Below are 21,812 nucleotides of genomic sequence, written 5' to 3'. Positions count from 1 at the left end.
GGGGAAGGACGGATTGCCTGTGTTGACACGCAGGTACATGAAGTCATGTATAGGTGCTGTATACTGGACGCTTACTGGACCTGGTTAGGATATACAGGAAATATGCTATCAGGTGGATGGCTCGGCTCAAGAGCTGATGAAGGACGTGCCAAGCTGCGATAAGCCCGGGGTAGGCGCAAGGAGCCAATGAACCCGGGATCTCCGAATGGGACCTCTCCATAGTGATCAGTAATGATCGGGAACGCTCCGAATTGAAACATCTCAGTAGGAGCAGGAAAAGAAATCAAACGAGATGCCGTAAGTAACGGCGAGTGAAACCGGCACAGTTCAAACCGAATCCCCTTAGGGGAAATGTGGTGTTGAAGGGCTGTTCAAACGTCTGGCGGCTAAACAGAACTTGCCTGAAACGGCAGACCATAGAGTGTGACAGTCACGTATGTGTAAACCAAAAGACCGGAACATGTCCCTGAGTACCGTGCGTTGGATATCGCGCGGGAATCTGGGGGGCACCAACCTCCAAAACTAAATACTACTTGAGACCGATAGCGAAATAGTAGGGTGACCGAACGCTGAAAAGTACCCCGAGAAGGGAGGTGCAAAGTGCCTGAAACCTGATAGTGATGGAACGATACGGCATGAAAGGATCTTTGGTACGAAGGAAACACTCGCGAGGGTGCTGTACGAGTATCACTGCCAGTGTCGTATCTTACGTTTTGAAGAACGGGCCAGGGAGTGTGTCTTGGTGGCAATGGCTAACCTTATATTTGGGCAGCCGAAGCGAAAGCAACATGTGCGCAACTCTTCTGAGCGAGGCACGACGTATACAAGTGCGTGGAGTCACCGGGACACGACCCGAAGCCGGGTGATCTAGGCGTGGGCAGGTTGAAGCGTGGCGAAAGCTACGTGGAGGACCGCAAGCGGTGTTGATCTGCAAATCATTCGCGTGACCTGCGTCTCGTAGTGAAATGCTAATCTAACCCGGCATCAGCTGGTTCCTTCCGAAACATGTCGCAGCATGACCTGACTGGAGATCGTCTGTGGAGTAGAGCACTGATTGGCGGTTCCGGGGGGGAAACCCCTCGCCCGCTTGTCAAACTCCAAACCCACCGTCGTCTGAGAAAGTCGGAGTCCGGACTGCTGGGGTAAGCTTGTAGTCCGTAAGGGAGACAACCCAGCCCGTGGTTAAGGTCCCCAAGTGTCGACTAAGTGTTAACACTAAAGGGCGTCCCAAGCCCAAGACAGCTGGAAGGTTAGCTTAGAAGCAGCTATCCTTCAAAGAGTGCGTAACAGCTCACCAGTCGAGGTTTGGGGCCCCGAAAATTGACGGGGCTCAAGTCGACCACCGATACCACGGAGTACCGCAAGGTAATCTTGTAGGAAGGCGTTGCGTTCGGACAGAAGCAGGGCTGTGAAGTCCTGTGGACCGTTCGCAAACGAAAATCCTGGTAATAGTAGCAGCATAGAAGGGTGAGAATCCCTTCCGCCGAAGGGGCCAGGTTTCCTCGGCAATGTTCGTCAGCCGAGGGTTAGTCGGTCCTAAGACGTACCGTAACTCGAGTACGCCAAAAGGGAAACAGGTTAATATTCCTGTACCATTTAGCACTCATGTCTGACGTCTCAGGGCAGGCCGAGCGGAGTCGTCGCTCCGTCTAAGCAGCGAAACCCGTGGAGAGCCGTAATGGCGAGAAGCGGGTGAATCTGTTATGGCTAAAGTCGGTTACACCCAGGGACCCGTGAAAAGGCCGCTAAATGTCCGTACCGAGAACTGACACAGGTGCCCCTGGCTGAAAAGGCCAAGGCGTGTCGGAGTAATTCAGTTAAGGGAATTCGGCAAATTAGCTCCGTAACTTCGGGAGAAGGAGTGCCTGCTGTGAAGACAGCAGGTCGCAGTGACCAGGGGGCTCCAACTGTCTAATACCAACATAGGAGATTGCAAACCTGTAAAGGCTAGTACAATCTCTGAATCCTGCTCAGTGCAGGTACCTGAAACCCCGGTTCAACGGGAAGAAGGGCCTGTAAACAGCGGGGGTAACTATGACCCTCTTAAGGTAGCGTAGTACCTTGTCGCTTAATTGGCGACTTGCATGAATGGATCAATGAGAGCCCTACTGTCCCTAACTGGAATCCGGTGAAGCTTACATTCTAGTGCACAGTCTAGAGACCTCTAGGGGGAAGTGAAGACCCCGTGGAGCTTTACTGCAGCCTGTCGCTGGGTTGTGGTTCTGGATGTACAGAGTAGGTAGGAGGCGTCGAAGCGGTTGCGCCAGCATCCGTGGAGCCATCAATGGGACACTACCCTTCTGGGACCGCGACCCTAACTCTGAGAAGAGGACCCCGATAGGTGGGCAGTTTGCCTGGGGCGGGACGCCCTTGAAAAGATATCAAGGGCGCGCAATGGTTGACTCAAGTGGGTCGGAAACTCACTGAAGAGTGCAAGAGCATAAGTCAGCCTGACGTTATTCAGCACAGTAGTGGATGACGAGACGAAAGTCGGTTCTAGCGAACTTTTGTGCCTCCTTGGTGGGGGCCAAAAATGACAGAAAAGTTACCCCGGGGATAATTGAGTCGTTGCCGGCAAGAGTACATATCGACCCGGCAGCTTGCTACCTCGATGTCGGTTCTTTCCATCCTGGCCGTGCAGCATCGGCCAAGGGTGAGGTTGTTCGCCTATTAAAGGAGATCGTGAGCTGGGTTTAGACCGTCGTGAGACAGGTCGGTTACTATCTACTAGAGGTGTCTGAGGTCTGCGGGTAAGCTGCTTTTAGTACGAGAGGAACCAAGCAGCGGCGCCACTGGTGTACCGGTTGTTCGACAGGGCATTGCCGGGCAGCTACGCGCTAAGGAATAAGAGCTGAATGCATCTAAGCTCGAAATCTGACCTAAAACGAGACCTCATTAAGGATTCCGGTAAAAGACCGGTTTGATAGAAACGGGATGTAAGCACCAAGGCAACGAGGTGTTCAGTCCGCGTTTACTAACCATCCGTTCCTTTCCTAATCCGGTTCAGGCGAAATCCAGTCTGCAGCACCATACATGACTTAATCATTAGTTTGTCTTTGGCTATAGACAAATTTCCTCAATCCCATTTATAGGAGAGTGTGGCGGCCATAGCGGCAGGGTCACTCCTGTACCCATCCCGAACACAGCAGATAAGCCTGCCCGCGTTCCTGACTGTACTGAAGTGCGCGAGCCTTCGGGAACTCTGGATCGCTGCCATGCTCACCCTATCATTCTAATCTTTTCTAAAAATGGTTTTTTTAAAACTGATTTTCTTAAAGTCTGATTTTCTTAACTTTTTATTTTCGCATTTTTTCTTACAAAGAACGTTTTATTGCTTTTATTGACGATCTGTCCTATCTTCTTGAGAAACTATAGATGCCTGTGTTCAGATGAGGGAGCCATCATCTTGCCTCACGCCGTTTTGCGAGCATATCTAAATCGAGTTAATGTCTTTTCCCCATAAGAACACCACGATAACAGCCGTGATAGCAATGAGCCCATATCCAATAGCCCCGTCATAAAGCTGGAAGGCTGAACGACTACCGGGAAATATGCTCCTTCCAGTATTGGTCACGGCATGAAAGAGTATGGTCGCAAAGACGCTTTTTCCAGTGTTATTATAAAGCCAGATGGTCAGAATCCGGAAACTAACGGCCAGTATAAATCCTCCCCATATAAACAATCCCAGAGTCATGTCCATTGAAAGCATGGATGGGAAATGCCATACACCATGGATCAACCCAATGATGAGACTGGCTGTCAGTGCGGTGTATCGGACCTGCATAGGATCGGTGACATATCCCGAATAACCAAGCTCTTCACCTGCGGCGGCTAAAAAGAATGCAATAAAGAGGAGTGGTGTCAGAAGTGGCGGGTTCCAGACAGTTGGGACTGGTAGTTCGACTAGACGCATTATCACGTAGGTCAGCACGTAAATAAACGGCATCAAGAGAATGATGGGAACATACCAGACTTTTTTCGTGATCCTCTTATAATCGAAGGCTCTTTTCAACAGATTCTTTACTCCTAAAAGTTTCTCTTCCCGGTATATGAGGATGGATGCCGCTACCATTGGAGAAAATGTGGCCACAATATCTGTCACGGGAAGATTATCCACTGGAAGCTTCATCGGATAAATGATATTAAGCACCCAAAGTGGAATAGAAAGAGAGTAAACCAGTATAAAAAATAGAAGTGGTGACCTTTTTGATGTGTTGCTGTTCATGATTTGTAGTCCTCTTGAAGGATGGGAGAGCCTATATGAAAAACACTGCAGTTTACCTATACTTTTACTTTTAATTGAAGTATGCATTATTAGAACGGATACAGGGATACTATGAACCTATGTAACTTTTACATATGCTATTTTTCATACAATGCATATTTCAATTGTTATTGTTGGTTTTTCGGATAGCTTCTAAGTAGATTAATATATCTCTTAAGTCTCTCCATGGACAAACCGTCTCTGAGAAATATTCTGAAGCGCGTTGGAGATTACTATTTTTAATATAGCTCTTTTACAAATGGCTCATTCATGTTTTAAAAGGGTAGATGCAGTAGCATCCGCCCTTACTCGTAGATCTGCTGTGCCAGATAGTTCTGGACACCTATCTGGTTGATCTGGTCCATTTGGGCTTCGATCCAGTCGATATGCTCTGTTTCTTCCTTAAGGATTGATTCTAGAAGCACTTTGGTGTCATTATCTCCCAGCTCTGTCGCCAGGCGGATGGCTTGGTTATAGCCTTTAATAGCTCCCTCCTCTGCCCAGTGGTCATGATCATGCATTTTTGGTACCTGATCACCGATACGAATTTCGCTCAGATTGCTAACTATGGGCCTCCCCTCAAGGAAGAGAATGCGTTCAATCAGCTTCTCTGCATGCCTCATCTCGGTAATAGCTCGCTTCTCGATTACATCTCCAAGCCGTTCGTAATTCCAGTTTTCACACATTTCGGCATGGACAAAGTACTGGTTGATAGCTGCCAATTCTTCTGCCAGACGAGCATTCAGACAATCAATTAGTTTCTGGTCTCCTTTCAAAGATATACCCCCTTACAAAAGAAATTACGGTTTCTATATTTATACTTAAACTTCATAATAAGTTTTGCGCATTTGTCCCACTCTTGAGAGCATTACTAATTCATCTTTTAATTAAAGTAACTCAGCCTATCTAGAACCCATTTCATTCTTAAGCATTAAAAGTTCCCGGCCTCCTCACAATATTATGCGGCACATGCTATATAAATAAACCGAATATAAATAGACTATCTGTTAATAAAATATGGCTTACTGAGTTATAAAAGCTCCAATATAATGCTAAACTTCAGTTGTCAGAAGCTAAAAACATAGACCGGTATTCTTTAAGTATTGAGACAATTTGATACTTAACTATTTTTTTGGAGTTTGGATTCTTCAAATATTATAAAAATAGTATAAAATTGTTAAATATCATGAAGTCTGTAATTATTATGGGGGATATAATATGACTGGTGAAAATAAAATCAATCCAGAGAGCGAGAGTAGGTTTAGATATAGACTTGGTAAATGGCTTCTAATGAGAGACGAGTGTGTCTTCACACATGTGACAGATCAGAACCTTGATGATAGTTCCACACGCCAACACTTAATCGGATCAATTAACAACTGGGTAAACAGAGACGAAGAAATTTTAATGCAGGAATTTGTTTCTGAGATGTGTGAATTTATCAAGGGCGAAAACAAAGACCTTTACTATCGCTTAATGGAGAAATGTGCTTTAAAAGGTATAAGTGTAGGTGATGGTATATTTGAAGCCTTGAGCATGTGCCAGTGTGAAGAAGCAATAACAAATCCAGAATGTAAGACGGCTGATGACACGTCTGGTTTATAACATTTCCGGCCTGCTTTTTTAGCTCTCTTGCTACTTAATTTATATTTTTTTGTACTCTAGATTTAGATTTGGGTTTAACGGTGCTTGTGCTCGATTGTACTTTGTTTCTTCGTTCATCTACCGCATAATCCGGTTAACCCTGATTATTATTTATCAAAGATGAGATCAATGAACTTTAACCATTCCAATTTGCTGCAGTTTCGAACTACTCTATTATCCTGAAAACAGGATTTCATTTTTTGATAAATCTATTTAAATAAAAATCAAGCATATAATTACAGGGGGTAACTTATGGATTACATCGGAACCTGGAAAGAGGTTATGCAAAGACCGTCTGATTTTTACAGGAGGATGCCAGAAACCGGAGGATATGCTGATCCACTTACCTTTGCAGCAATTAGTCTCATCATATATGCGCTTTTAACTGCACTTTTAACCGTACTCTTTGGCCGTCAGATGTATATGGAGGGCATGTACGGCGGCATGTACGATGGTATGTATGGTGAGGTTAGAGGGTTGGGGTTTTTCGCGATACTTATGAGTGTGATCATCACACCTATTATAGGTATTATTTCTCTCTTTATTGAAGCTGCAATACTCTATGTTATTTATAAAGTTCTTGGAGGTTCGGGAAGTTACGAAGGTACTGTAAGATTCATATCTTATGCAACTGCTGTGCTGGTACTTTCCTGGATTCCTGTTATTGGCTGGATTGTCGGGATTTATGGAATATATCTCTATATTGTAGGGGGCATGCATGTACATGATGTAAGCATGTTAAGGTCTGCAGTAGCTATATTCCTGCCCGTCTTACTGGTGATCTTGCTTATGATCATTGTTGCTATGGCAGGAATACTTGCTTTCTCAGGATTAGTTCCTCTCCTGGCTATTTTTTAATGGAGTTATTCTTTTATAGAAAAAAACTCCCTATATTTTTAGAGCATTTTATCCTCAAAAATTTAGGATGATATTGTCTTAAACTAAATATTTATATATTAGAAATTCCTTTAATGCATCTACACGAGCAATAAGACAATCAAAAATGCCAAGATGGCGGAGCGGCTACGCAATCGCCTGCAGAGCGATTTTATTCCGGTTCGAATCCGGATCTTGGCTTTAAATAATTAACTAGTCTAAAATTATAAAACGCCTTAACTGTATTTAAATAGTGCCAAGGTGGCGGAGCGGCTACGCAATCGCCTGCAGAGCGATTTCATTCCGGTTCGAATCCGGACCTTGGCTTCTTTAAAATCTCTTTTTTCAGAAACTTTATTTACCTGACTTATCTCCTTGATTCTTTAGACTGCAAGTGTGGCGTCGCTTGATCAAAACTGTTGCGCTGCAACCCTTTTACAAAAAGGCTTGACCGAAACCGTTCGCCGGTTTATCACCAACCGTTGCGCCGCTTGACCACGCCGTCATGCCGTTTTCGATAAAACCTTTTCTCAAAAGGTTTTCGCTCAAGCTTTTTTTGAAAAGGCTTGTGATCAAACTTTCTCTTAAAAAGTTTGTGTTTCTCACGCCAGATAGGGTTTGGGGTTAAGACTTTCAAATCCAAAAGACATGCCATTTTCGATAAAACCTTTTCTCAAAAGGTTTTTGGTCAAACTTTCTCACAGAAGGTTGTGGTCAGACCCTAATTTTATATTAGAAAAGACTAATTCTCGGACATGGATACCGATGAACTCATGCGAAGGCTTTTAGAACTTTATCCTGAGGGTTATGACTATGGTTTTAATGAGCCCTTCCAGGCTTTAATTTCCACTGTGATGTCCCAGAGGACCCGAGGTGATGTAACCTGTTCTGCAGCAAGGAGACTTTTTAAGAGGTTTCCAACGCCTGAGGAGATGATGAAGGCTGATGTTAGTGAGATTGAATTCCTTATAAAAGAAGTCGGTTTTTACAGAGTCAAAGCGGGAAGAATAAAGGAAATTTCCAGAATTCTTATAGAAAAATACGACGGCAAAGTTCCTGATACCATGGAGGCTCTTCTAGAACTGCCTGGAGTCGGCCGAAAGACCGCAAACTGTGTACTTGCAGATGCTTTCCTCAAGGATGCCCTTGCAGTGGATACCCACGTTCACAGGATTTCTAACAGGCTCGGTCTGATAGTAACAAGAACTCCTGAGGAAACCGAAACTGAGTTAAAAAAGATCTTTCCACAGAAATATTGGAGACACATAAATCTTTTGCTTGTAAAATTAGGGCAGAATATCTGCAGACCTACCTCTCCTAGATGCGAATTCTGCACTCTACGCGATATGTGCCCCAGAATTCTCCTTTAATTCTCCCCCTTTAACAGAATGTTTCCTGTGTCCCTAAAGCATTTCGAAGCTCACTTCTGAGATTGAACTCTGATACACTATCCGGGCTGGAAAAAACTTGCGGGACGATACGAGATTATTTATATAAGGCTGGCATTTAGCAGGCAGAAGGGTTATCTCTATCCTAAGTCTGATGGCAAACTAATTTCAATTGGCAAACTAATTTCAATTACGAAACCATCGACACAATTACCAGTTATCTATACACTTATTAACTTTGAACATAACATCTATCAAACTCACGAGGCCAAATATGTTTCAAATAGGAGAAGCATTAATAGGGCAGGGAGCAGAACTTGCCCACGTTGATTTGATGATAGGAGACAAAGGAGGACCAGTAGGTCAGGCTTTTGCAAACGGTCTGACCCAGCTCTCAATCGGACATACTCCACTCCTGTCTGTTATCAGGCCCAACCTGCCATCCAAGCCTTCAACCCTTATTATCCCGAAGGTTACGGTAAAGAATATGGAACAGGCATCAAAAATTTTCGGGCCTGCCCAGACAGCGGTTGCAAAAGCAGTAGCAGATTCTGTAGAAGAAGGCATAATCTCAAAGGACCAGGTTGAAGACATTGTCATTGTAGCGAGTGTCTTTATCCATCCTGATGCCCAGGACTACAACAAGATCTACAGGTATAACTACGGAGCCACAAAGCTTGCAATCAAGCGAGCCCTTGAAGGTTTCCCTAGCATTAATACTGTTCTTGAGGAAAGCAACAAATCTACCCATGCCATTATGGGATTCAAGGTCACAAGACTCTGGGATCCACCATACCTTCAGATTGCTTTTGATAATCCGAACCTCGAATCTGTGCTTTCTGCCATCTCTCAGATTCCCAAGAGCGATCATGTTATAATTGAAGCAGGCACGCCGCTCATTAAACGCTATGGAGTGGATGTCATTTCGAAGATCAGAGACGTCAGGCCAGATGCCTTTATAGTAGCTGACCTGAAGACTCTGGATACAGGAAACCTTGAAGCAAGAATGGTTGCCGACGCTGCAGGAGATGCTATTGTAGTCTCTGCCCTTGCTCCGATCAACACCATTGACAAGCTCATCGAGGAAGCCCATAAGACAGGTATCTATGCGGTCATGGATACGCTTAACCAGCCCGATTCGATTTCTATCTTAAAACAGCTTAAGGTCATGCCTGATGTTATTGAGCTCCACCGCGGAATAGATATCGAGAGTACCGAACATGCCTGGGGCAATATCGAAGAGATTAAGAAAGTTGCTCCGAGAGCACTGGTTGCTGTTGCAGGCGGGGTCCGTCTTGACAAGGTGCCTGTAGCTCTGAGCCAGGGTGCGGATATTCTTGTGGTTGGGCGTGCGATCACCAATGCAAAAGATGTCAGAGAAGTTGCCAAACAGTTTATCAACAGCCTTAATAAGCCGGAAATTGACCAGTTCAGAGTTATGACTGACTTCTGAGCAGATTTAAGAATTTCCCGAAAAAGATCACTGAATGAATACTGCCAAAAAGTAAAACCTTACAGTATTTTTGGCAGAAACCTATCAGGGAAAGCGTGAAATTTGCGCTTTCATTTCTTTTAACTTTCAAGAGGGGATTTCTTGGGTTTACCATTCATTTTATTGAACTATAAGACTTATTTGCAGGGCACGGGCCAGGGAGCAGTGGAAATTGCAAAGGCCTGCAAAGAGGTGTCCGAAGGGTCAGGTATCGAAATAGCAGTAGCCCCCCAACTTCCGGATATTTACAGGGTAGCCTCGGAGGTTGAGATTCCAGTTTTTTCCCAGCATCTGGATGGAATAGGAGCAGGAAGCTTCACAGGCCATGTTTTTGGAAAAGCTATAAAAGAGGCAGGAGCTATCGGAACCCTGATCAATCACTCTGAAAGGCGCCTGACCCTTGCAGAAATCGAAGCGTCACTTAAGGCCGCAAAGGAATTCGGGCTCAAGACAGTTATCTGTACTAACAATGTCCCGACAACCGCAGCCGCCGCAGCCCTTGGTCCTGATTATGTTGCAATTGAGCCTCCCGAGCTTATAGGGAGCGGTATTCCTGTCTCAAAGGCTGATCCTGAGGTTGTCAGTGGTTCGGTTGAAGCAGTTGCGAAAATCGATCCTGCAGTAAAAGTACTTTGCGGAGCCGGAATCTCAAAAGGTGAGGATCTCAGGGCAGCCCTTGACCTTGGTTCTCAAGGTGTACTGCTGGCCTCCGGAATTGTGAAAGCAGCAGACCCAAAAGCTGCACTGGAAGAACTCATAAGCTTGATTTGAAAATTACTTAAACTTACTTTTTTACTATTAAACTTACTTTTTTACTATTAAACTTACTTTTTTACTATTAAACTTACCTTTTTACTATTAAACTTACTTTTAAGAAAAAAGTAGTAGAAAATAATAGAAATAAGGAGCAGAAGGAATGCGGCTCCTCAGCCACATTTCCTATAATTTCTAAAGGGTTACTGGTAAGCCTCAATAAGGGGATTGACAGCTTTTGGATCTCCTATTTCAATAAGAAGCAAGGCGGTTTCATCCCTGGCTCTCCTATCTGTCGTTTTCAGGTTCTCTATTAGAGTATCAACTGCCATTTCTCCCATCCCAGAGAGGGCTTTCCTGGCACTATCTCCAAACTCCCTATCTCCCAGCTTTCCCACAAGCAATTCTGCAGCTTCCTGGTTTCTGGTTTTGCCAAGAGCAAGAAAAGCCTGATTTCTGAGATTTGCATCCGTATTCCTGTCATTAAACACATTCTTAAGCGTCTCCATAGCCTGAGGGTCACCTGTATTTCCCAGAGCTGCGGCTGCAGCCATCCTGACAGAAAGTCTTTCCTCTTTATCGACTAATATGTCAGTTAGAGCCTCGATCACTCCAGGGCCTCCGATTTCTCCAAGGGCAAGGATAGCACTTTTTCTGACATCTTCATTAGTGTTCACGGAATCTTTTGCTCTACCGTCTATAAGTTTTCCGCTATTCAGGACTTCTATCAGAGGTTCTATTGCTGTTTCGCTTCCTATTTTTCCTAGCGACAGGGCTGCACTGCTCCTTACTACAGCTCTATTGTCTCTTAACCTTTGGATAAGATCTGGTACGGCAGTTTCCTTTCCTATTTTCCCGAGGGCAATTGCAGCGTTACTCCTGATGCTATCACTGCCCCCATCTTTCATTTGTTTTATCAGGACTTCTACTGCCCTTTCATCCCCAATTTCACCAAGCGCATATGCTGCACTGCTCTGTACCGGAGAATAGTCCCGGGTCAGAATTGGTGTTATGGAATCTATTGCTGCAGCTTCCTCTCTTTCTCCGAGAGCCATTAAAGCTGCGATCCTTATACTCCCGCTGTCGCTTTTAAGAGCTTTAATAAGCTTTTCAGTTTCGTTTCCAGGTTCATCAGGCTCGAACTCCGAAAGCGCAAAAGAATCATAAATAGTTGAGTTCTGTTCCTCTGCTCTAAGGGCTGCTTCAAGAGAATTTGTTTCGTCATTGTAGTCCCTATCAAGAGAAATTGCAAGATTTCTTCTCATTGCTCTATCTTTCTCTTCAATAGCCTGCAAAATGTCTACCGAGATCTCGTTTTCTGCCTGTTCTTCAGCTGTAGTCTTATTTGTAACGTTATTTGATGCCTGGATTTTCTTAAAGCCCTCAGAAAGAACGGTTTCTGTTCTACTATCTCCGATTTCAAGAAGTGCAAGAAGCATGTAACTGTTTACTTCTCCTGAACTCGAGGTATTTGATTCTATTTTCTCAATAAGAACATCAGCTGCAGTCTCTCCGAACCTCCCAAGCTCAACTGCAGCATTCAATTTTGTCTCATGGTCACCGACTTCCAGCCTGTGTGTGAGATTTGTGATCAGGTCTTCCCTTAAAATTCCAGTCCCGGTTGGTGTGAATGTTCCATTTCCCCCAAATTCCATAAACCTGTCGCTATTTGCGATCATTGAAAAAAATATAGAAAGAGTGATAAGGACAAATAAAAGAGATATTCTCCATTTAACTCTGGACATCATATTATCTTTTTTTTATTGTTTATATCAATTTCTCTCTTTATTAAGATAGACTTCTTAGGTAAAAATTTTTATCTATACGGCTTCAAGTTTTTTTCTCTTATTCTGCAACCAAGACCGCAAAGAAGGGATGTTACCTCGGCTTCAACAGAATCTGCATCACAATCTCCAAAAACCGTTATCCTGTAAGTAACTGCAAGTCTTTCCAACTCTTTGCTTTCTTTTTCAGTTTCTACCCTATTTAGTCTCTTATTATTTATCTGAATAGGCCCTCTATAGATATCACTTATTTCACAGGCTGCAAGCTGTTTATTGGTATTTATAGCGTTAAGAATAACCGCAGGATCAGCCCCTTCAGGTATAAGGACCGGGATATCCCTTGTAGAATGCTCAAGGTTTTCTTTCCTCCATTCCCATAACTCGAATTCCGAAAGCAGGCGAAGATTTTCTAGCTTGAGTTTCAAGAATTTGTTTTTTATATGAGGGGAAGTGCCTTTTGAGACCAGCTTTGTAAGAACAACCTCGTCAGGCCCTACATTTTCTAAAATACCGACATGGATTTTTCCGGAATAAAGATGGTAAAACCCGCATACCTTTCCGATGGAGTTCAGGATGGTCTCATATTCGGTTATTCTGTAATTAATCAGTTTATCGGATCTGCGCAGGGCATGAGTCGTATCTCCGTACTGTCGAGCAGCAGCTTTCATTTTCTTCACAAAGCCTTCCTCGTCATGAGATCGCACAAGCTCTGAGAGTTCTTCACATTCCCTGATAAATGCGTCATGTACCTCGAGGACTCCGGGATTTTCCATCTGGATGAGGGCATACAGATAGGGATTTTGGCCAAGAATCCTGCCTACGAAATCCAGCATTATGTCGTAGACTGGACTTACAAACTTTCTGGATCTTTTTACGTCGAAATCTAACCTGTCAATGGTCGTTCCTATGCTGATATAGGCAAAATGGGTGAGTCCCTGCACAACCGAGACAAGCCTGTCATGTTCGACTGCGGTAGTAATCTCAACATGCGCACCACTTTCTTCAAAAAGCTCTTTTATTACCGGAAACCACTTTTCCGAACGTCCCTTTACAGGAACCAGAATCACAGTCTGCCCTCGGATAGTGCTAATCGTTGGTCCGAACATTGGATGGGTACCCAGAATCTCCACATCGGAGGGTGTAAATTTTCTCATGGCTTCTACAGGCTTTACCTTAATGGAAGTTAAGTCCATAAGGAGACTTCCAGCTTTCATTTTTGGGGCAAACTCAGCAATAATTTCCTCAGTTACATTGATAGGTACAGAGACTATCACTATATCACTTGCTGGAACAGCTTCCTCAAGATTCGAGGCAAAAGGAACTTCCAGTTTCCTTGCGATTTCTATTTTCCCACCTTTTCCCCAGACTGTAACCTCATAACCTCTTTCTTTGAAAAAACGGGTAAACCACTGTCCCATTTCCCCGGTTCCGCCAAGGATCAGGACTTTTGTCTTTTCAGAATTTTGATTCGTTCCGGTCTGGTTTCCAGACTCCATGTTAACACTCAAGCCTGCAAAGCCTCCAGAACAGTTTTTTTCATAAGTTCAACTGGAGGGTCGATTCCTGTCCAGAGCCTGAAAGCTTCAGCTCCCTGATAGACAAGCATTGAGACTCCACTTACAGTCTTTGCGCCTGAGGCTTTTGCCTCTCTTAAGAGCCTGGTCTCCAGAGGGTTATATACAATATCAAAAACGGTAAGCTCAGAGTAAAGATCATCTGCCGTGGCAATAGTAGAGTCTATATTAGGATGCATTCCGAGAGTTGTGGTATTTATCAGAACGTTGGCATCCTGTAGCAGATCTTTTAATTCGGAGAGCCCTCTTCCCTCTACTTTCCCGGGAAGGGCGGCGGCTGAGATGTCTTTTGCAAGCGCAATTGCCCTTTCTTCAGTCCGATTTATTATTGTAATCTCAGCGCCATCCGCCGCAAGCTGAAAAGTAATGGCTCTTGCTGCTCCGCCTGCCCCTGCAACCACGATTTTAGACCCCTTTATTTCCACTGCAGCTTCTTGGAGTGCCTGTTTTGCTCCCAACCCATCGGTATTGTATCCCCGGATTTCTCCGGTCTCCTCGAAAACTATAGTATTTACAGCCCCTATCCTTTTAGCCAGCAGGTCAGGTTTTATACAGCCAAGCTTCAAAGCTACCTCTTTCAGGGGTACTGTCAGGTTGAGACCTCCGAATCCCATAGCTTCAGCCCCAAGAATTGCTTTTTCCAGTTTTTCGGGCTTGACCCTGAAAGCGTGATAGATGCAGTCCATCCCAAGGGCTGAGATAGCTGCGTTATGCATTGCAGGAGAAAGGGAATGGCTTACAGGGTCTCCAAATACACCAAAGACTTGCTTCATTCGAGTAGCTCCATTGTCTTTTTTACTTCATCTACCTGAAACTGTCCCGGTGCCGCAGAAACTGAACCTTCAACAGCTGCATATGTGAGAACCGAACCATAAAAAGGAGCGATTACCCTTGTATGCTTTCCAAGCCTGCCCATTGCGATAGCGCATACAGCGCCCCCTACCTCCCTGGTATCCAGTGAAGCTCTTAACAGATCAAGTACATCTCTCATTGAGTGCGGCATAACAGCTAGTTTCGCAATATCCGCCCCTGCCAGAAATGCCTCTTCAAAAATAGTTTTCATTTCCTGAAAAGTCGGGGTTTCTGAAAAATTATGAAAAGAAACAATCACTGTTTTTCCGCAGGTTTTTGCCGCTTTTATTACTCTGTCTCTCGCTTCTCTCCCGGCAGAAAGCTCGATATCTACGGCGTCTGGCCCATTTCTCAGGGAAAGTAGGTTTATAAGGAGCTCGGTTCTCTCAGCCTCTTTTCCCTCCCATTTTCCTCCTTCAATACTTGAGCGATTTGTGAGAATTAGCGGAAGCCCGGTTTCGGACTTTATTTTTCTTATCGTTTCTGAAGCTGTTTCTAGGTCCCTGATTCCAAGCAAATCCAGCCTGATCTCAAGAATATCGGCTCCCATTTCGGTGGCTTTCCTTGAGGTTTCAATAGGGTTCTCAAGGATTACTGCGACAACAGCAGCTTTTTCCTCAAGGGCAAGCGGGCCAATACGAATCATTCTTTGCTCCGGTTTTCCTTTTTCACTGACAATTGTTTCTTTTTGACAGATTATTTCTCTATAATCGTCTCTTCAATCTTTTTACCAAAGTGCCTTGCTCCCTCTTCCAGGCTAACCAGAACCTCGTCGCCTTTCTTGAGTTTGGCAACTGAAATAGGGTTTCCGTCTTTTCCAACAAGCTTGATGGTCTCGGCATTCTGTAGGATTGCGCTTAAGGTCCTGTCTCCTGCTTTTGCTTCGATAAGCATGAGAGGGCGGCTTTCGATCTTGACTCTGCCAACAATCCCATCTCTCTGTTTCCCTTTTGAATCTACAATAGTTACGGTATCTCCGGTCCGAAGCTCCGAGAGGTAGCGGGTTTTGTCCCCTATTTTGATATAAGAGTGAACTGCGCCTGCATTCACCCTGAACGGGCGGGCTGCCACATACGGGCTGTCATCGGATTCGGAGTTTACCAGAAACATCCCGCTTGCCTGAGAACCTATGAGCATGCCTTCTCCCCTTTGCATGAGATTGCATGTATCCACACAGACTCTGTCTCCCATTCCAAGAGGCTCAACCCTGGTTACGATTGCAGATTCAAGCTCAGTGCTTTCGCTTTCCAGTTCCCTGGCAGCCTTGATGGTATCTTTTATTTCCTGGGGATCTCCGCTGTCAAGAAGAACCCCATCTGCTCCGATTTCAAGGATCTGGAAAGCCAGTCTTGCCTCTTCTGCGCTCTTTACTCCGAAAATAATCTTCACGTCGTAACGCTGGAGTTCAGCTATCAGGTTTTCAAGGGGGATAACCTTCCAGTCCGTACCTGTCACAATGAGGAAGTCACAGACTTTTCCAAGTTCGGCTGCGAAATGCTCATAACGTTTATCCCTTATTACTACATACCCACCTACAGCCACTCCTTTGTCCCTGAGAAGGGTTGCTGCGTTTATATCAAGAGAACCTGGAGCCTCAAGTGGTAAGGGTTTTGTCCCATCGCCTTCTCCTCTCTTTCCAACAACAGCTATTTCGGCTCCGGATTTATTGTCACGGCCAAAGGCTGCTACCGGGATACTTCCCAGTTCTCTGACTTTTTCAACATCTCCTGGGTTTATAAGCACGCAGTCGGCTCCTGATTCGAGGCCAGTTGTAATCCTTTCTTTTTGCTGTTCCCATCCGCCTTCATCGGCTTTTATCCACACGCTTTTCTTTTTCAAAGGCTTCAACCCCGGTATATTTTCTGTTTTTACTCCGATCTTCTCTTTTTTTAACTTTTGTTCGGATACTGACCCTGGTTCTCAATATCCTGTTTTCATTTCAGCTGTTCAAGAGCTTCTTCTACAGGCCTTCTATGATGTACAATTTCACAAATAGCCCGGGTGAGCCTGACAGGATCCCTGTGCTGGAAAACATTTCTTCCAATTGCGGCTCCTCTGGCTCCGGCTTCCATGGCTCCATCAATCATCTCAAGGAGCTCCAGGTCAGTTGAGGTTTTAGGCCCTCCTGCAATAACTACAGGCACAGGACAGCCTCTGACCACATCCCTGAAACTGTCAGGATCTCCGGTGTATATGGTTTTTACAACATCAGCGCCTAGCTCGGCTCCGATCCTTGCAGCATGTGCAACATTTACAGGATCATGCGGATTGGTGATTTTCTTACCTCTGGGGTACATCATTGTAAGAAGAGGCACACCCCATTCCGTGCAGTCTCTGGAAATCTTTCCAAGCTGCTCAAGCTGGTCAGCTTCGGTTTCAGAGCCTACATTGATATGCATGGATACGGCATCGGCTCCCATCTTAATTACTTCCTCCACTGTGCAGACCTGCACTTTGGCATTGGGATCAGGACTCAGGGAAGAAGAACCACTGATGTGTACGATGAGACCTATATCATGACCGTATCCCCGGTGTCCGTATTTTACCATTCCTTTCTGCATAAGAACGGCATTTGCTCCTCCTTCAGCTACTCTATTTACCGTATCTGTGATATTGATGAGTCCTTCAATAGGCCCGTCTGAGATTCCATGATCCATTGGAATAATGACCATGTTTCTGCTTTCCCGATTCATCAGCCTTTCTATTCTTATCTTTTTACCAATTTCTGACATTATAATCCCCTTCGAGTTCAAAGCGATCTTGATTTGTTAGCAATATTATTTTTATAAAGTTCCGTGCTAATATGTGACATACTAGCACAATAAACCTATTTAAATCTATTCCATATGGCTGCATGACAAGAATATGCCTCTTATAGAAATGAATATTCTTGAACTTTTCTGTACAAAATTGTGCTATAGCGATCAAACCTGGCCGCTTCCTCTCTGTTATACTGGGATAATACCAGGAAAATACGTTCCAGATCATAGAAACACAAAATAATTTTCGAAACCAAGAGGTTCCGAAAACAGGTGAAGGTTCTGAGCTTTGGAAGCATAAGAGAATTAAAATAGGATAAGATTGGCTAATAGGATAAGATTGGCTAATAGGGTACACTCAGAGCAATAGAAAATACATTCATTAAACACACAGTTATCAAAATATAACTCTTAAAAATAAAATTATACTAAATCAGGAACTGAAGGAATTATGAAAGAGCTGAAAATCCTTGTTGTTAATAATTACGGACAATTTTGCCATCTCATTCACCGGGCTGTCCGGGATCTTGATGTGGATACGAAAATAATCCCCAACACAATGCCAATTGAGGATATCCTGGCAGAGGAACCGGATGGGCTGATCCTGAGCGGTGGGCCGGAAATGGATAGGGCAGGCTTATGTTTCGATTACGTCCGTGAAATTGATCTTCCTATTCTTGGGATCTGCCTCGGGCATCAGGCAATTGCCCTGGAATATGGGGGTCACGTTCATGCAGGGAGTAAAGGCGGGTATGCAGAGATTGAGATAGAAGTGCTTGAAGAAGACGATATTCTTCGGGGACTTGGGCCCAGGACTACTGTCTGGGCTTCCCATGCAGATGAGGTTGCCATTTTGCCTGAGGGTTTCGCTCATCTTGCCCGTTCTGAGGTATGTGAGATTGAGGCTATGCGCCACCCAACAAAACCGATTTACGGTGTCCAGTGGCATCCTGAGGTTTCCCATACCGAAAAGGGAGAAGAACTGTTTATCAACTTCCTTGAGGTTTGCGAGCAATATTAAACGCTATAATAGAAAAGTAATAAAAAGCTATTTAATGTGAAAAATAACATCGGGATAATTACATCCCGAGTTTTTTCTTCATCATTTTCTGAATATTGAATTTTCCGCCTCTAAAGCCTTTTAAAGCTGTCTGCATAGTTTTGTGGTATTTAAGAAGCTCTCTTACTTCTTCAGGGCTGCAGCCTGAACCTCTTGAGATCCTTTTTATTCGGGAACCGCCTATGAGCTTTGGATCATTCATTTCTTCCTCTGTCATGGAATCCATGATGACCTTGTAATTCTTCATCTTGTCACTTGTAGCCTGGAACATCTCATCTGAGAGCTTGACACCTCCTAATCCTCCCATTCCCATAGGGAGCATGGACATTATCTGTTTGAGCGGGCCCATCTTATTCATGGCTTCAAGTTGCTTGTACATGTCTTTGAGAGTGAAGCGTCCCTGCATTAGAGCTTCCACATTCACATCCTCTTCGGTCAGGGTCTCTTCAGCCTTCTCTATCAGGCTTTTGAGGTCTCCCATGCCGAGAAGCCTTGAGATAAATCTGTCAGCTTCGAATTTCTCAAAGTCTTCCGATGTCTCTCCTACACCAATGAAGGCAATAGGTGCTTTTGTTTCGGCAACAGCAGACAGGGCTCCGCCTCCTTTTGCGGTTCCATCAAGCTTCGTTATAATAACGCCTGTAATCCCGACAGAATTATTAAAGGCATGAGCTTGCTGGCTTGCCTGCTGTCCTATACCTGCGTCCAGAACCATGAACTTGTGATCTGGCTTTGCAACAGCGTTGATCCGTTCCATCTCATCTATTAGGTCAGCTTCAAGGGCGTGGCGCCCTGCAGTATCCACTATTTTTACGTCGTATTTATCCAGGGCTTTGAGTCCGTTTCTTGTGATTTCAACGGCATCGGGATTGTGTTCTTCTCCATAGAAAGCTACATTAAGTTTTTCACATAGGGTTTTAAGCTGATGGTATGCACCAGGACGGAAAGTATCTGCAGCGATAACTCCCGCTTTAAGTCCTTTCCTCTGGAAGTAGCGGGCAAGCTTTGCAGTACTGGTAGTTTTTCCACTTCCTTGAAGTCCAACCATCATTATAGTCTGCGGCTTGAGCTGGATTTCAGCTCCCTTGCCGATAATTCCCATTAACTCCTGGTATACTATGCGGACTACATGCTCCCTCGGGTTCATACCTGCAGGAGGGTCTTCTTTTAATGCACGCTCTTTGATTTTCTGGGACATTCCCATAACAAGTTTTACATTGACATCGGCCTGGAGCAGAGCTCGCTGGATATCCTTTACTACTTCATTGACCGTGCGCTCATCAATTCGTCCCGCGCCGATCAGCTTCTTGAGCGCCCCCTGTAAGGAGTCTCCAAGTTTTTCCATTACCATATGAAAGTCATCCTGCTCAGTTTATGAGGATATTTGAGAAGATACTCACACATCTTTGACCGTGTGTAAGAAAGTAACCTTCCTTAATAAGCCTTGAGTTTTAATAGCTTGAAAAAGGGATAAGTAAATGGATTCTAGATATAAAATCGGTAACCGGCTATAAAAAGGTTGCCTGGTGATGAAAATCTTAAAAGGTAATATCTGAAAAAAATCATTACATAATAAATCTAGAAAAGAATTTTATCATAGCGGGGGATGGATTCGAACCATCGGTCTACGGGTTATGAGCCCGTCGGGATCTCCTGGCTACCCCACCCCGCTACAGGGTTTTATTTGTCAGGTCACTTGGCCTGGGATAACTACCACAACATACGAACGATCGCATATATACTTTTCGGTGGATTCACTGATCTTTAGAAATTTATCAAGAAATAGGTGCGTTTCTCTCAAGAATTCCCGCTACTTTTCAAATTCATCCGAATCTCTTTTTTCCCCTTATTTTTTCATGTTTTCAGGGTTTTCCGGAAACGTATTTGAAATTCCGAATCCTAAATCATATGTATGTCAAGGTGCTTGTTCTGCGGAGCTTATTGTGAAGTGAAGTGTGGAATTTACTGCGAAGGTTATCCGGGAAGTCAGGAGGAAAAAGAAAAGGGAGAAGATACGGAAGTTCTTGGATGTACTCAAATTGGCACATCCTATATATGCGAGAGTTGCCTTAAAGATCTCAAACAGGCTCTGGAACCCCTCTAAAGTGTCAGCAAGAGAGAAATCTAGCATCTGAAGTTAAAAATGCCCTTCTCTTTTTCATTGGGACCGGATAAATCGTGGAAAGAGCAGGATAACTGATAATTTAGGCAATCTCAACATTAAGTGTGAAAGTGCCTCCCTCTGCAGTTTCGTTCTCAGAGGGTCTTTTATATACTGCTGTCACTTGCTGACCGCCTTCAGCCACAGCTTTAATTTCCCATATGCGAACCCCTCCTGCACCTACAAGAGGCTGTTCGATTCCTTCAGGTTGTTCTGGAGGATAGTATCTCCCCGGACGATCATCGGGACCCAAGGTTACATTCAGTCCCTGAGTCAGATTGAGTTCCCAGTGATAACCTGTAGACGGGTTTTCAGGTAGTCTCAGGTAAAAAGTCTCTCCATTTTCAACGCTTATGTTTGTGCCGTTGTCAGCTTCAGTTACTACCTGTTGTCCCGGTGGAATAGGACCTGGAAATTCTTCCTGTATGATATTATCGACCGCCAGCTCAAAGGATCCATTTACTCCGTTCACATTTACAGTATAGTTGCCTGCTTTGAGTCCCTGGACATCAAGGGGAATAGTTTCCGTAAAGCTCTCTATAGTCCGCGTACAGATTGCATCTTTCGGGCGTTTTGTGTTGATACTGACATTGAAGATATTTCTTTCTCTTTCAGTCTTTATTTTGTCTATTTCCGTACATCCATCAGGCAGGTAACCTTCTGCTATCACCCGTACCTGTACAGGAAAAGATTCAAGAATTAAAATCTGAATATTCTCCACGTCTGCAGTGCCGTAAACGTAGTCTTCCCCATCTGTTTCCTGACTATTGTTTGTACCGTTGGTCCCCTGGCTATTGTCTGCCATGTTCTCCGACCCATTTCCATCCTGTCCCTCATCAACACAGCCGGAAAGAACAACTGTAAAGACCATAAACAGGATTGTAGAAAACCTCGCATATTTCCAGAATTTTTTATTTGTTGCAGTTTTCATTTTTCCCCTCCTATTCTCTTTCATAGGTTTATGAAAAGATGAGCCTGTTCGGATTTATCTTTTGCTTAAACTTCAATCCAACTCGCAGCTTTGCAGGTCGATTTTTCTTCTCCGCTGGTTTAAACTGCATTGAATTCTCACTTGATAATAAGTCTATCAATTGAACGTAAGGATTAGCTTGTGGACTTGCGAACGGTATAGTACGAAGATGAAGCAAGAAGCCTCTTTCTCGTTCTCATCAGAAAGCAGGAAGGGGTAGATCACGTTTCCATTT

18 protein-coding genes, 3 tRNA genes and 2 rRNA genes are annotated in these 21,812 nt (G+C 44.3%); 11 read left to right on the top strand and 12 right to left on the bottom strand.

Features of this window, described 5'->3' with window-relative positions:
- Window positions 1-88: 88 nt before the first annotated feature.
- Window positions 89-2,997 (top strand): 23S ribosomal RNA (locus AOB57_RS08145).
- A 100-nt stretch (window positions 2,998-3,097) separates the two neighbouring features.
- Window positions 3,098-3,219 (top strand): 5S ribosomal RNA (gene rrf / locus AOB57_RS08140).
- A 214-nt stretch (window positions 3,220-3,433) separates the two neighbouring features.
- On the opposite strand, the gene AOB57_RS08135 is transcribed toward rrf, so the two are convergent.
- Window positions 3,434-4,225 (bottom strand): CPBP family intramembrane glutamic endopeptidase, encoded by a 792-nt coding sequence (locus tag AOB57_RS08135; protein ID WP_226999443.1) that lies wholly within the window; start codon window positions 4,223-4,225, stop codon window positions 3,434-3,436.
- Between the two features lie 344 nt (window positions 4,226-4,569).
- The gene (bfr, locus tag AOB57_RS08130) at window positions 4,570-5,040 is read right to left on the bottom strand and encodes a bacterioferritin (protein WP_054299580.1); all 471 of its coding nucleotides are present in this window, start codon (window positions 5,038-5,040) and stop codon (window positions 4,570-4,572) included.
- Between the two features lie 442 nt (window positions 5,041-5,482).
- On the opposite strand from bfr, the gene AOB57_RS08125 reads away from it, so the two are divergent.
- The 4 genes from AOB57_RS08125 (at window position 5,483) to AOB57_RS08110 (ending at window position 7,111) form a co-directional block, all read left to right on the top strand.
- Window positions 5,483-5,869 carry a hypothetical protein gene (locus tag AOB57_RS08125; RefSeq protein ID WP_054299581.1) on the top strand — a complete coding sequence of 129 codons (387 nt, stop codon included), beginning with the start codon at window positions 5,483-5,485 and terminating at the stop codon, window positions 5,867-5,869.
- A 291-nt stretch (window positions 5,870-6,160) separates the two neighbouring features.
- Window positions 6,161-6,766 (top strand): YIP1 family protein, encoded by a 606-nt coding sequence (locus AOB57_RS08120; protein WP_054299582.1) that lies wholly within the window; start codon window positions 6,161-6,163, stop codon window positions 6,764-6,766.
- A gap of 147 nt (window positions 6,767-6,913) precedes the next feature.
- A tRNA-Cys gene (locus AOB57_RS08115) sits at window positions 6,914-6,985 on the top strand.
- Window positions 6,986-7,039: 54 nt separating this feature from the next.
- Window positions 7,040-7,111: transfer RNA gene (locus tag AOB57_RS08110), tRNA-Cys, on the top strand.
- Between the two features lie 145 nt (window positions 7,112-7,256).
- Here AOB57_RS08110 and AOB57_RS08105 read toward each other — a convergent pair.
- Window positions 7,257-7,421: a hypothetical protein gene (locus tag AOB57_RS08105; RefSeq protein WP_167829579.1), complete on the bottom strand. Its 165-nt coding sequence runs from the start codon at window positions 7,419-7,421 to the stop codon at window positions 7,257-7,259.
- A gap of 118 nt (window positions 7,422-7,539) precedes the next feature.
- On the opposite strand from AOB57_RS08105, the gene AOB57_RS08100 reads away from it, so the two are divergent.
- From AOB57_RS08100 to tpiA, 3 genes are all read left to right on the top strand, one after another.
- Window positions 7,540-8,154, top strand: a complete 615-nt coding sequence (locus AOB57_RS08100) for an endonuclease III domain-containing protein (RefSeq protein WP_054299584.1) — start codon at window positions 7,540-7,542, stop codon at window positions 8,152-8,154.
- A gap of 292 nt (window positions 8,155-8,446) precedes the next feature.
- The gene (locus AOB57_RS08095) at window positions 8,447-9,625 is read left to right on the top strand and encodes a bifunctional 5,6,7,8-tetrahydromethanopterin hydro-lyase/3-hexulose-6-phosphate synthase (RefSeq protein WP_054299585.1); all 1,179 of its coding nucleotides are present in this window, start codon (window positions 8,447-8,449) and stop codon (window positions 9,623-9,625) included.
- Window positions 9,626-9,766: 141 nt separating this feature from the next.
- A complete protein-coding gene (tpiA, locus tag AOB57_RS08090; protein WP_054299586.1) occupies window positions 9,767-10,435 on the top strand; it encodes a triose-phosphate isomerase in 669 nt (222 codons plus the stop codon).
- Between the two features lie 185 nt (window positions 10,436-10,620).
- Here tpiA and AOB57_RS08085 read toward each other — a convergent pair whose 3' ends face one another.
- From AOB57_RS08085 to AOB57_RS08060, 6 genes are all read right to left on the bottom strand, one after another.
- The gene (locus tag AOB57_RS08085; RefSeq protein ID WP_226999442.1) at window positions 10,621-12,165 is read right to left on the bottom strand and encodes a HEAT repeat domain-containing protein; all 1,545 of its coding nucleotides are present in this window, start codon (window positions 12,163-12,165) and stop codon (window positions 10,621-10,623) included.
- 68 nt (window positions 12,166-12,233) lie between these two features.
- Window positions 12,234-13,697, bottom strand: coding sequence for a prephenate dehydrogenase (locus AOB57_RS08080; protein WP_054299872.1), 1,464 nt, complete (start codon window positions 13,695-13,697; stop codon window positions 12,234-12,236).
- 8 nt (window positions 13,698-13,705) lie between these two features.
- On the bottom strand, window positions 13,706-14,548 hold the full coding sequence (locus AOB57_RS08075) for a shikimate dehydrogenase (RefSeq protein ID WP_054299588.1): 843 nt from the start codon (window positions 14,546-14,548) through the stop codon (window positions 13,706-13,708).
- Window positions 14,545-15,273, bottom strand: coding sequence for a type I 3-dehydroquinate dehydratase (gene aroD / locus AOB57_RS08070; protein WP_054299589.1), 729 nt, complete (start codon window positions 15,271-15,273; stop codon window positions 14,545-14,547). Before aroD ends, AOB57_RS08075 begins: the two co-directional genes overlap by 4 nt.
- 50 nt (window positions 15,274-15,323) lie before the next feature.
- The gene (locus tag AOB57_RS08065) at window positions 15,324-16,466 is read right to left on the bottom strand and encodes a 3-dehydroquinate synthase II (protein WP_054299590.1); all 1,143 of its coding nucleotides are present in this window, start codon (window positions 16,464-16,466) and stop codon (window positions 15,324-15,326) included.
- A gap of 95 nt (window positions 16,467-16,561) precedes the next feature.
- Window positions 16,562-17,359, bottom strand: coding sequence for a 2-amino-3,7-dideoxy-D-threo-hept-6-ulosonate synthase (locus AOB57_RS08060; RefSeq protein ID WP_054299591.1), 798 nt, complete (start codon window positions 17,357-17,359; stop codon window positions 16,562-16,564).
- Between the two features lie 478 nt (window positions 17,360-17,837).
- Here AOB57_RS08060 and AOB57_RS08055 point away from each other — a divergent pair, with 478 nt between their 5' ends.
- Complete coding sequence (locus AOB57_RS08055) at window positions 17,838-18,407, top strand: GMP synthase subunit A (RefSeq protein ID WP_054299593.1); 570 nt, start codon at window positions 17,838-17,840, stop codon at window positions 18,405-18,407.
- A gap of 58 nt (window positions 18,408-18,465) precedes the next feature.
- Here AOB57_RS08055 and AOB57_RS08050 read toward each other — a convergent pair whose 3' ends face one another.
- Window positions 18,466-19,797, bottom strand: coding sequence for a signal recognition particle protein Srp54 (locus AOB57_RS08050; RefSeq protein WP_054299594.1), 1,332 nt, complete (start codon window positions 19,795-19,797; stop codon window positions 18,466-18,468).
- A gap of 246 nt (window positions 19,798-20,043) precedes the next feature.
- Window positions 20,044-20,118: transfer RNA gene (locus tag AOB57_RS08045), tRNA-Met, on the bottom strand.
- Between the two features lie 240 nt (window positions 20,119-20,358).
- On the opposite strand from AOB57_RS08045, the gene AOB57_RS08040 reads away from it, so the two are divergent.
- The gene (locus AOB57_RS08040) at window positions 20,359-20,550 is read left to right on the top strand and encodes a hypothetical protein (RefSeq protein ID WP_054299595.1); all 192 of its coding nucleotides are present in this window, start codon (window positions 20,359-20,361) and stop codon (window positions 20,548-20,550) included.
- Window positions 20,551-20,650: 100 nt separating this feature from the next.
- Here AOB57_RS08040 and AOB57_RS08035 read toward each other — a convergent pair whose 3' ends face one another.
- On the bottom strand, window positions 20,651-21,538 hold the full coding sequence (locus AOB57_RS08035) for a protease inhibitor I42 family protein (RefSeq protein ID WP_054299596.1): 888 nt from the start codon (window positions 21,536-21,538) through the stop codon (window positions 20,651-20,653).
- Between the last annotated feature and the right edge of the window lie 274 nt (window positions 21,539-21,812).

Source organism: Methanosarcina flavescens (genome assembly GCF_001304615.2).
In the GTDB taxonomy this organism is placed as follows: domain Archaea; phylum Halobacteriota; class Methanosarcinia; order Methanosarcinales; family Methanosarcinaceae; genus Methanosarcina; species Methanosarcina flavescens.
This window is presented reverse-complemented; position numbering and strand designations above follow the sequence as displayed.

Coding starts and splice junctions, on each gene's coding strand:
- AOB57_RS08035 (WP_054299596.1), bottom strand. CDS start 21,538: ATGAAAACTGCAACAAATAAAAAATTCTGGAAATATGCGAGGTTTTCT.
- AOB57_RS08095 (WP_054299585.1), top strand. CDS start 8,447: ATGTTTCAAATAGGAGAAGCATTAATAGGGCAGGGAGCAGAACTTGCC.
- AOB57_RS08040 (WP_054299595.1), top strand. CDS start 20,359: ATGTCAAGGTGCTTGTTCTGCGGAGCTTATTGTGAAGTGAAGTGTGGA.
- AOB57_RS08085 (WP_226999442.1), bottom strand. CDS start 12,165: ATGATGTCCAGAGTTAAATGGAGAATATCTCTTTTATTTGTCCTTATC.
- AOB57_RS08050 (WP_054299594.1), bottom strand. CDS start 19,797: ATGGTAATGGAAAAACTTGGAGACTCCTTACAGGGGGCGCTCAAGAAG.
- AOB57_RS08060 (WP_054299591.1), bottom strand. CDS start 17,359: ATGTCAGAAATTGGTAAAAAGATAAGAATAGAAAGGCTGATGAATCGG.
- AOB57_RS08120 (WP_054299582.1), top strand. CDS start 6,161: ATGGATTACATCGGAACCTGGAAAGAGGTTATGCAAAGACCGTCTGAT.
- AOB57_RS08055 (WP_054299593.1), top strand. CDS start 17,838: ATGAAAGAGCTGAAAATCCTTGTTGTTAATAATTACGGACAATTTTGC.
- aroD (WP_054299589.1), bottom strand. CDS start 15,273: ATGATTCGTATTGGCCCGCTTGCCCTTGAGGAAAAAGCTGCTGTTGTC.
- AOB57_RS08100 (WP_054299584.1), top strand. CDS start 7,540: ATGGATACCGATGAACTCATGCGAAGGCTTTTAGAACTTTATCCTGAG.
- AOB57_RS08080 (WP_054299872.1), bottom strand. CDS start 13,697: ATGGAGTCTGGAAACCAGACCGGAACGAATCAAAATTCTGAAAAGACA.
- AOB57_RS08125 (WP_054299581.1), top strand. CDS start 5,483: ATGACTGGTGAAAATAAAATCAATCCAGAGAGCGAGAGTAGGTTTAGA.
- AOB57_RS08075 (WP_054299588.1), bottom strand. CDS start 14,548: ATGAAGCAAGTCTTTGGTGTATTTGGAGACCCTGTAAGCCATTCCCTT.
- AOB57_RS08135 (WP_226999443.1), bottom strand. CDS start 4,225: ATGAACAGCAACACATCAAAAAGGTCACCACTTCTATTTTTTATACTG.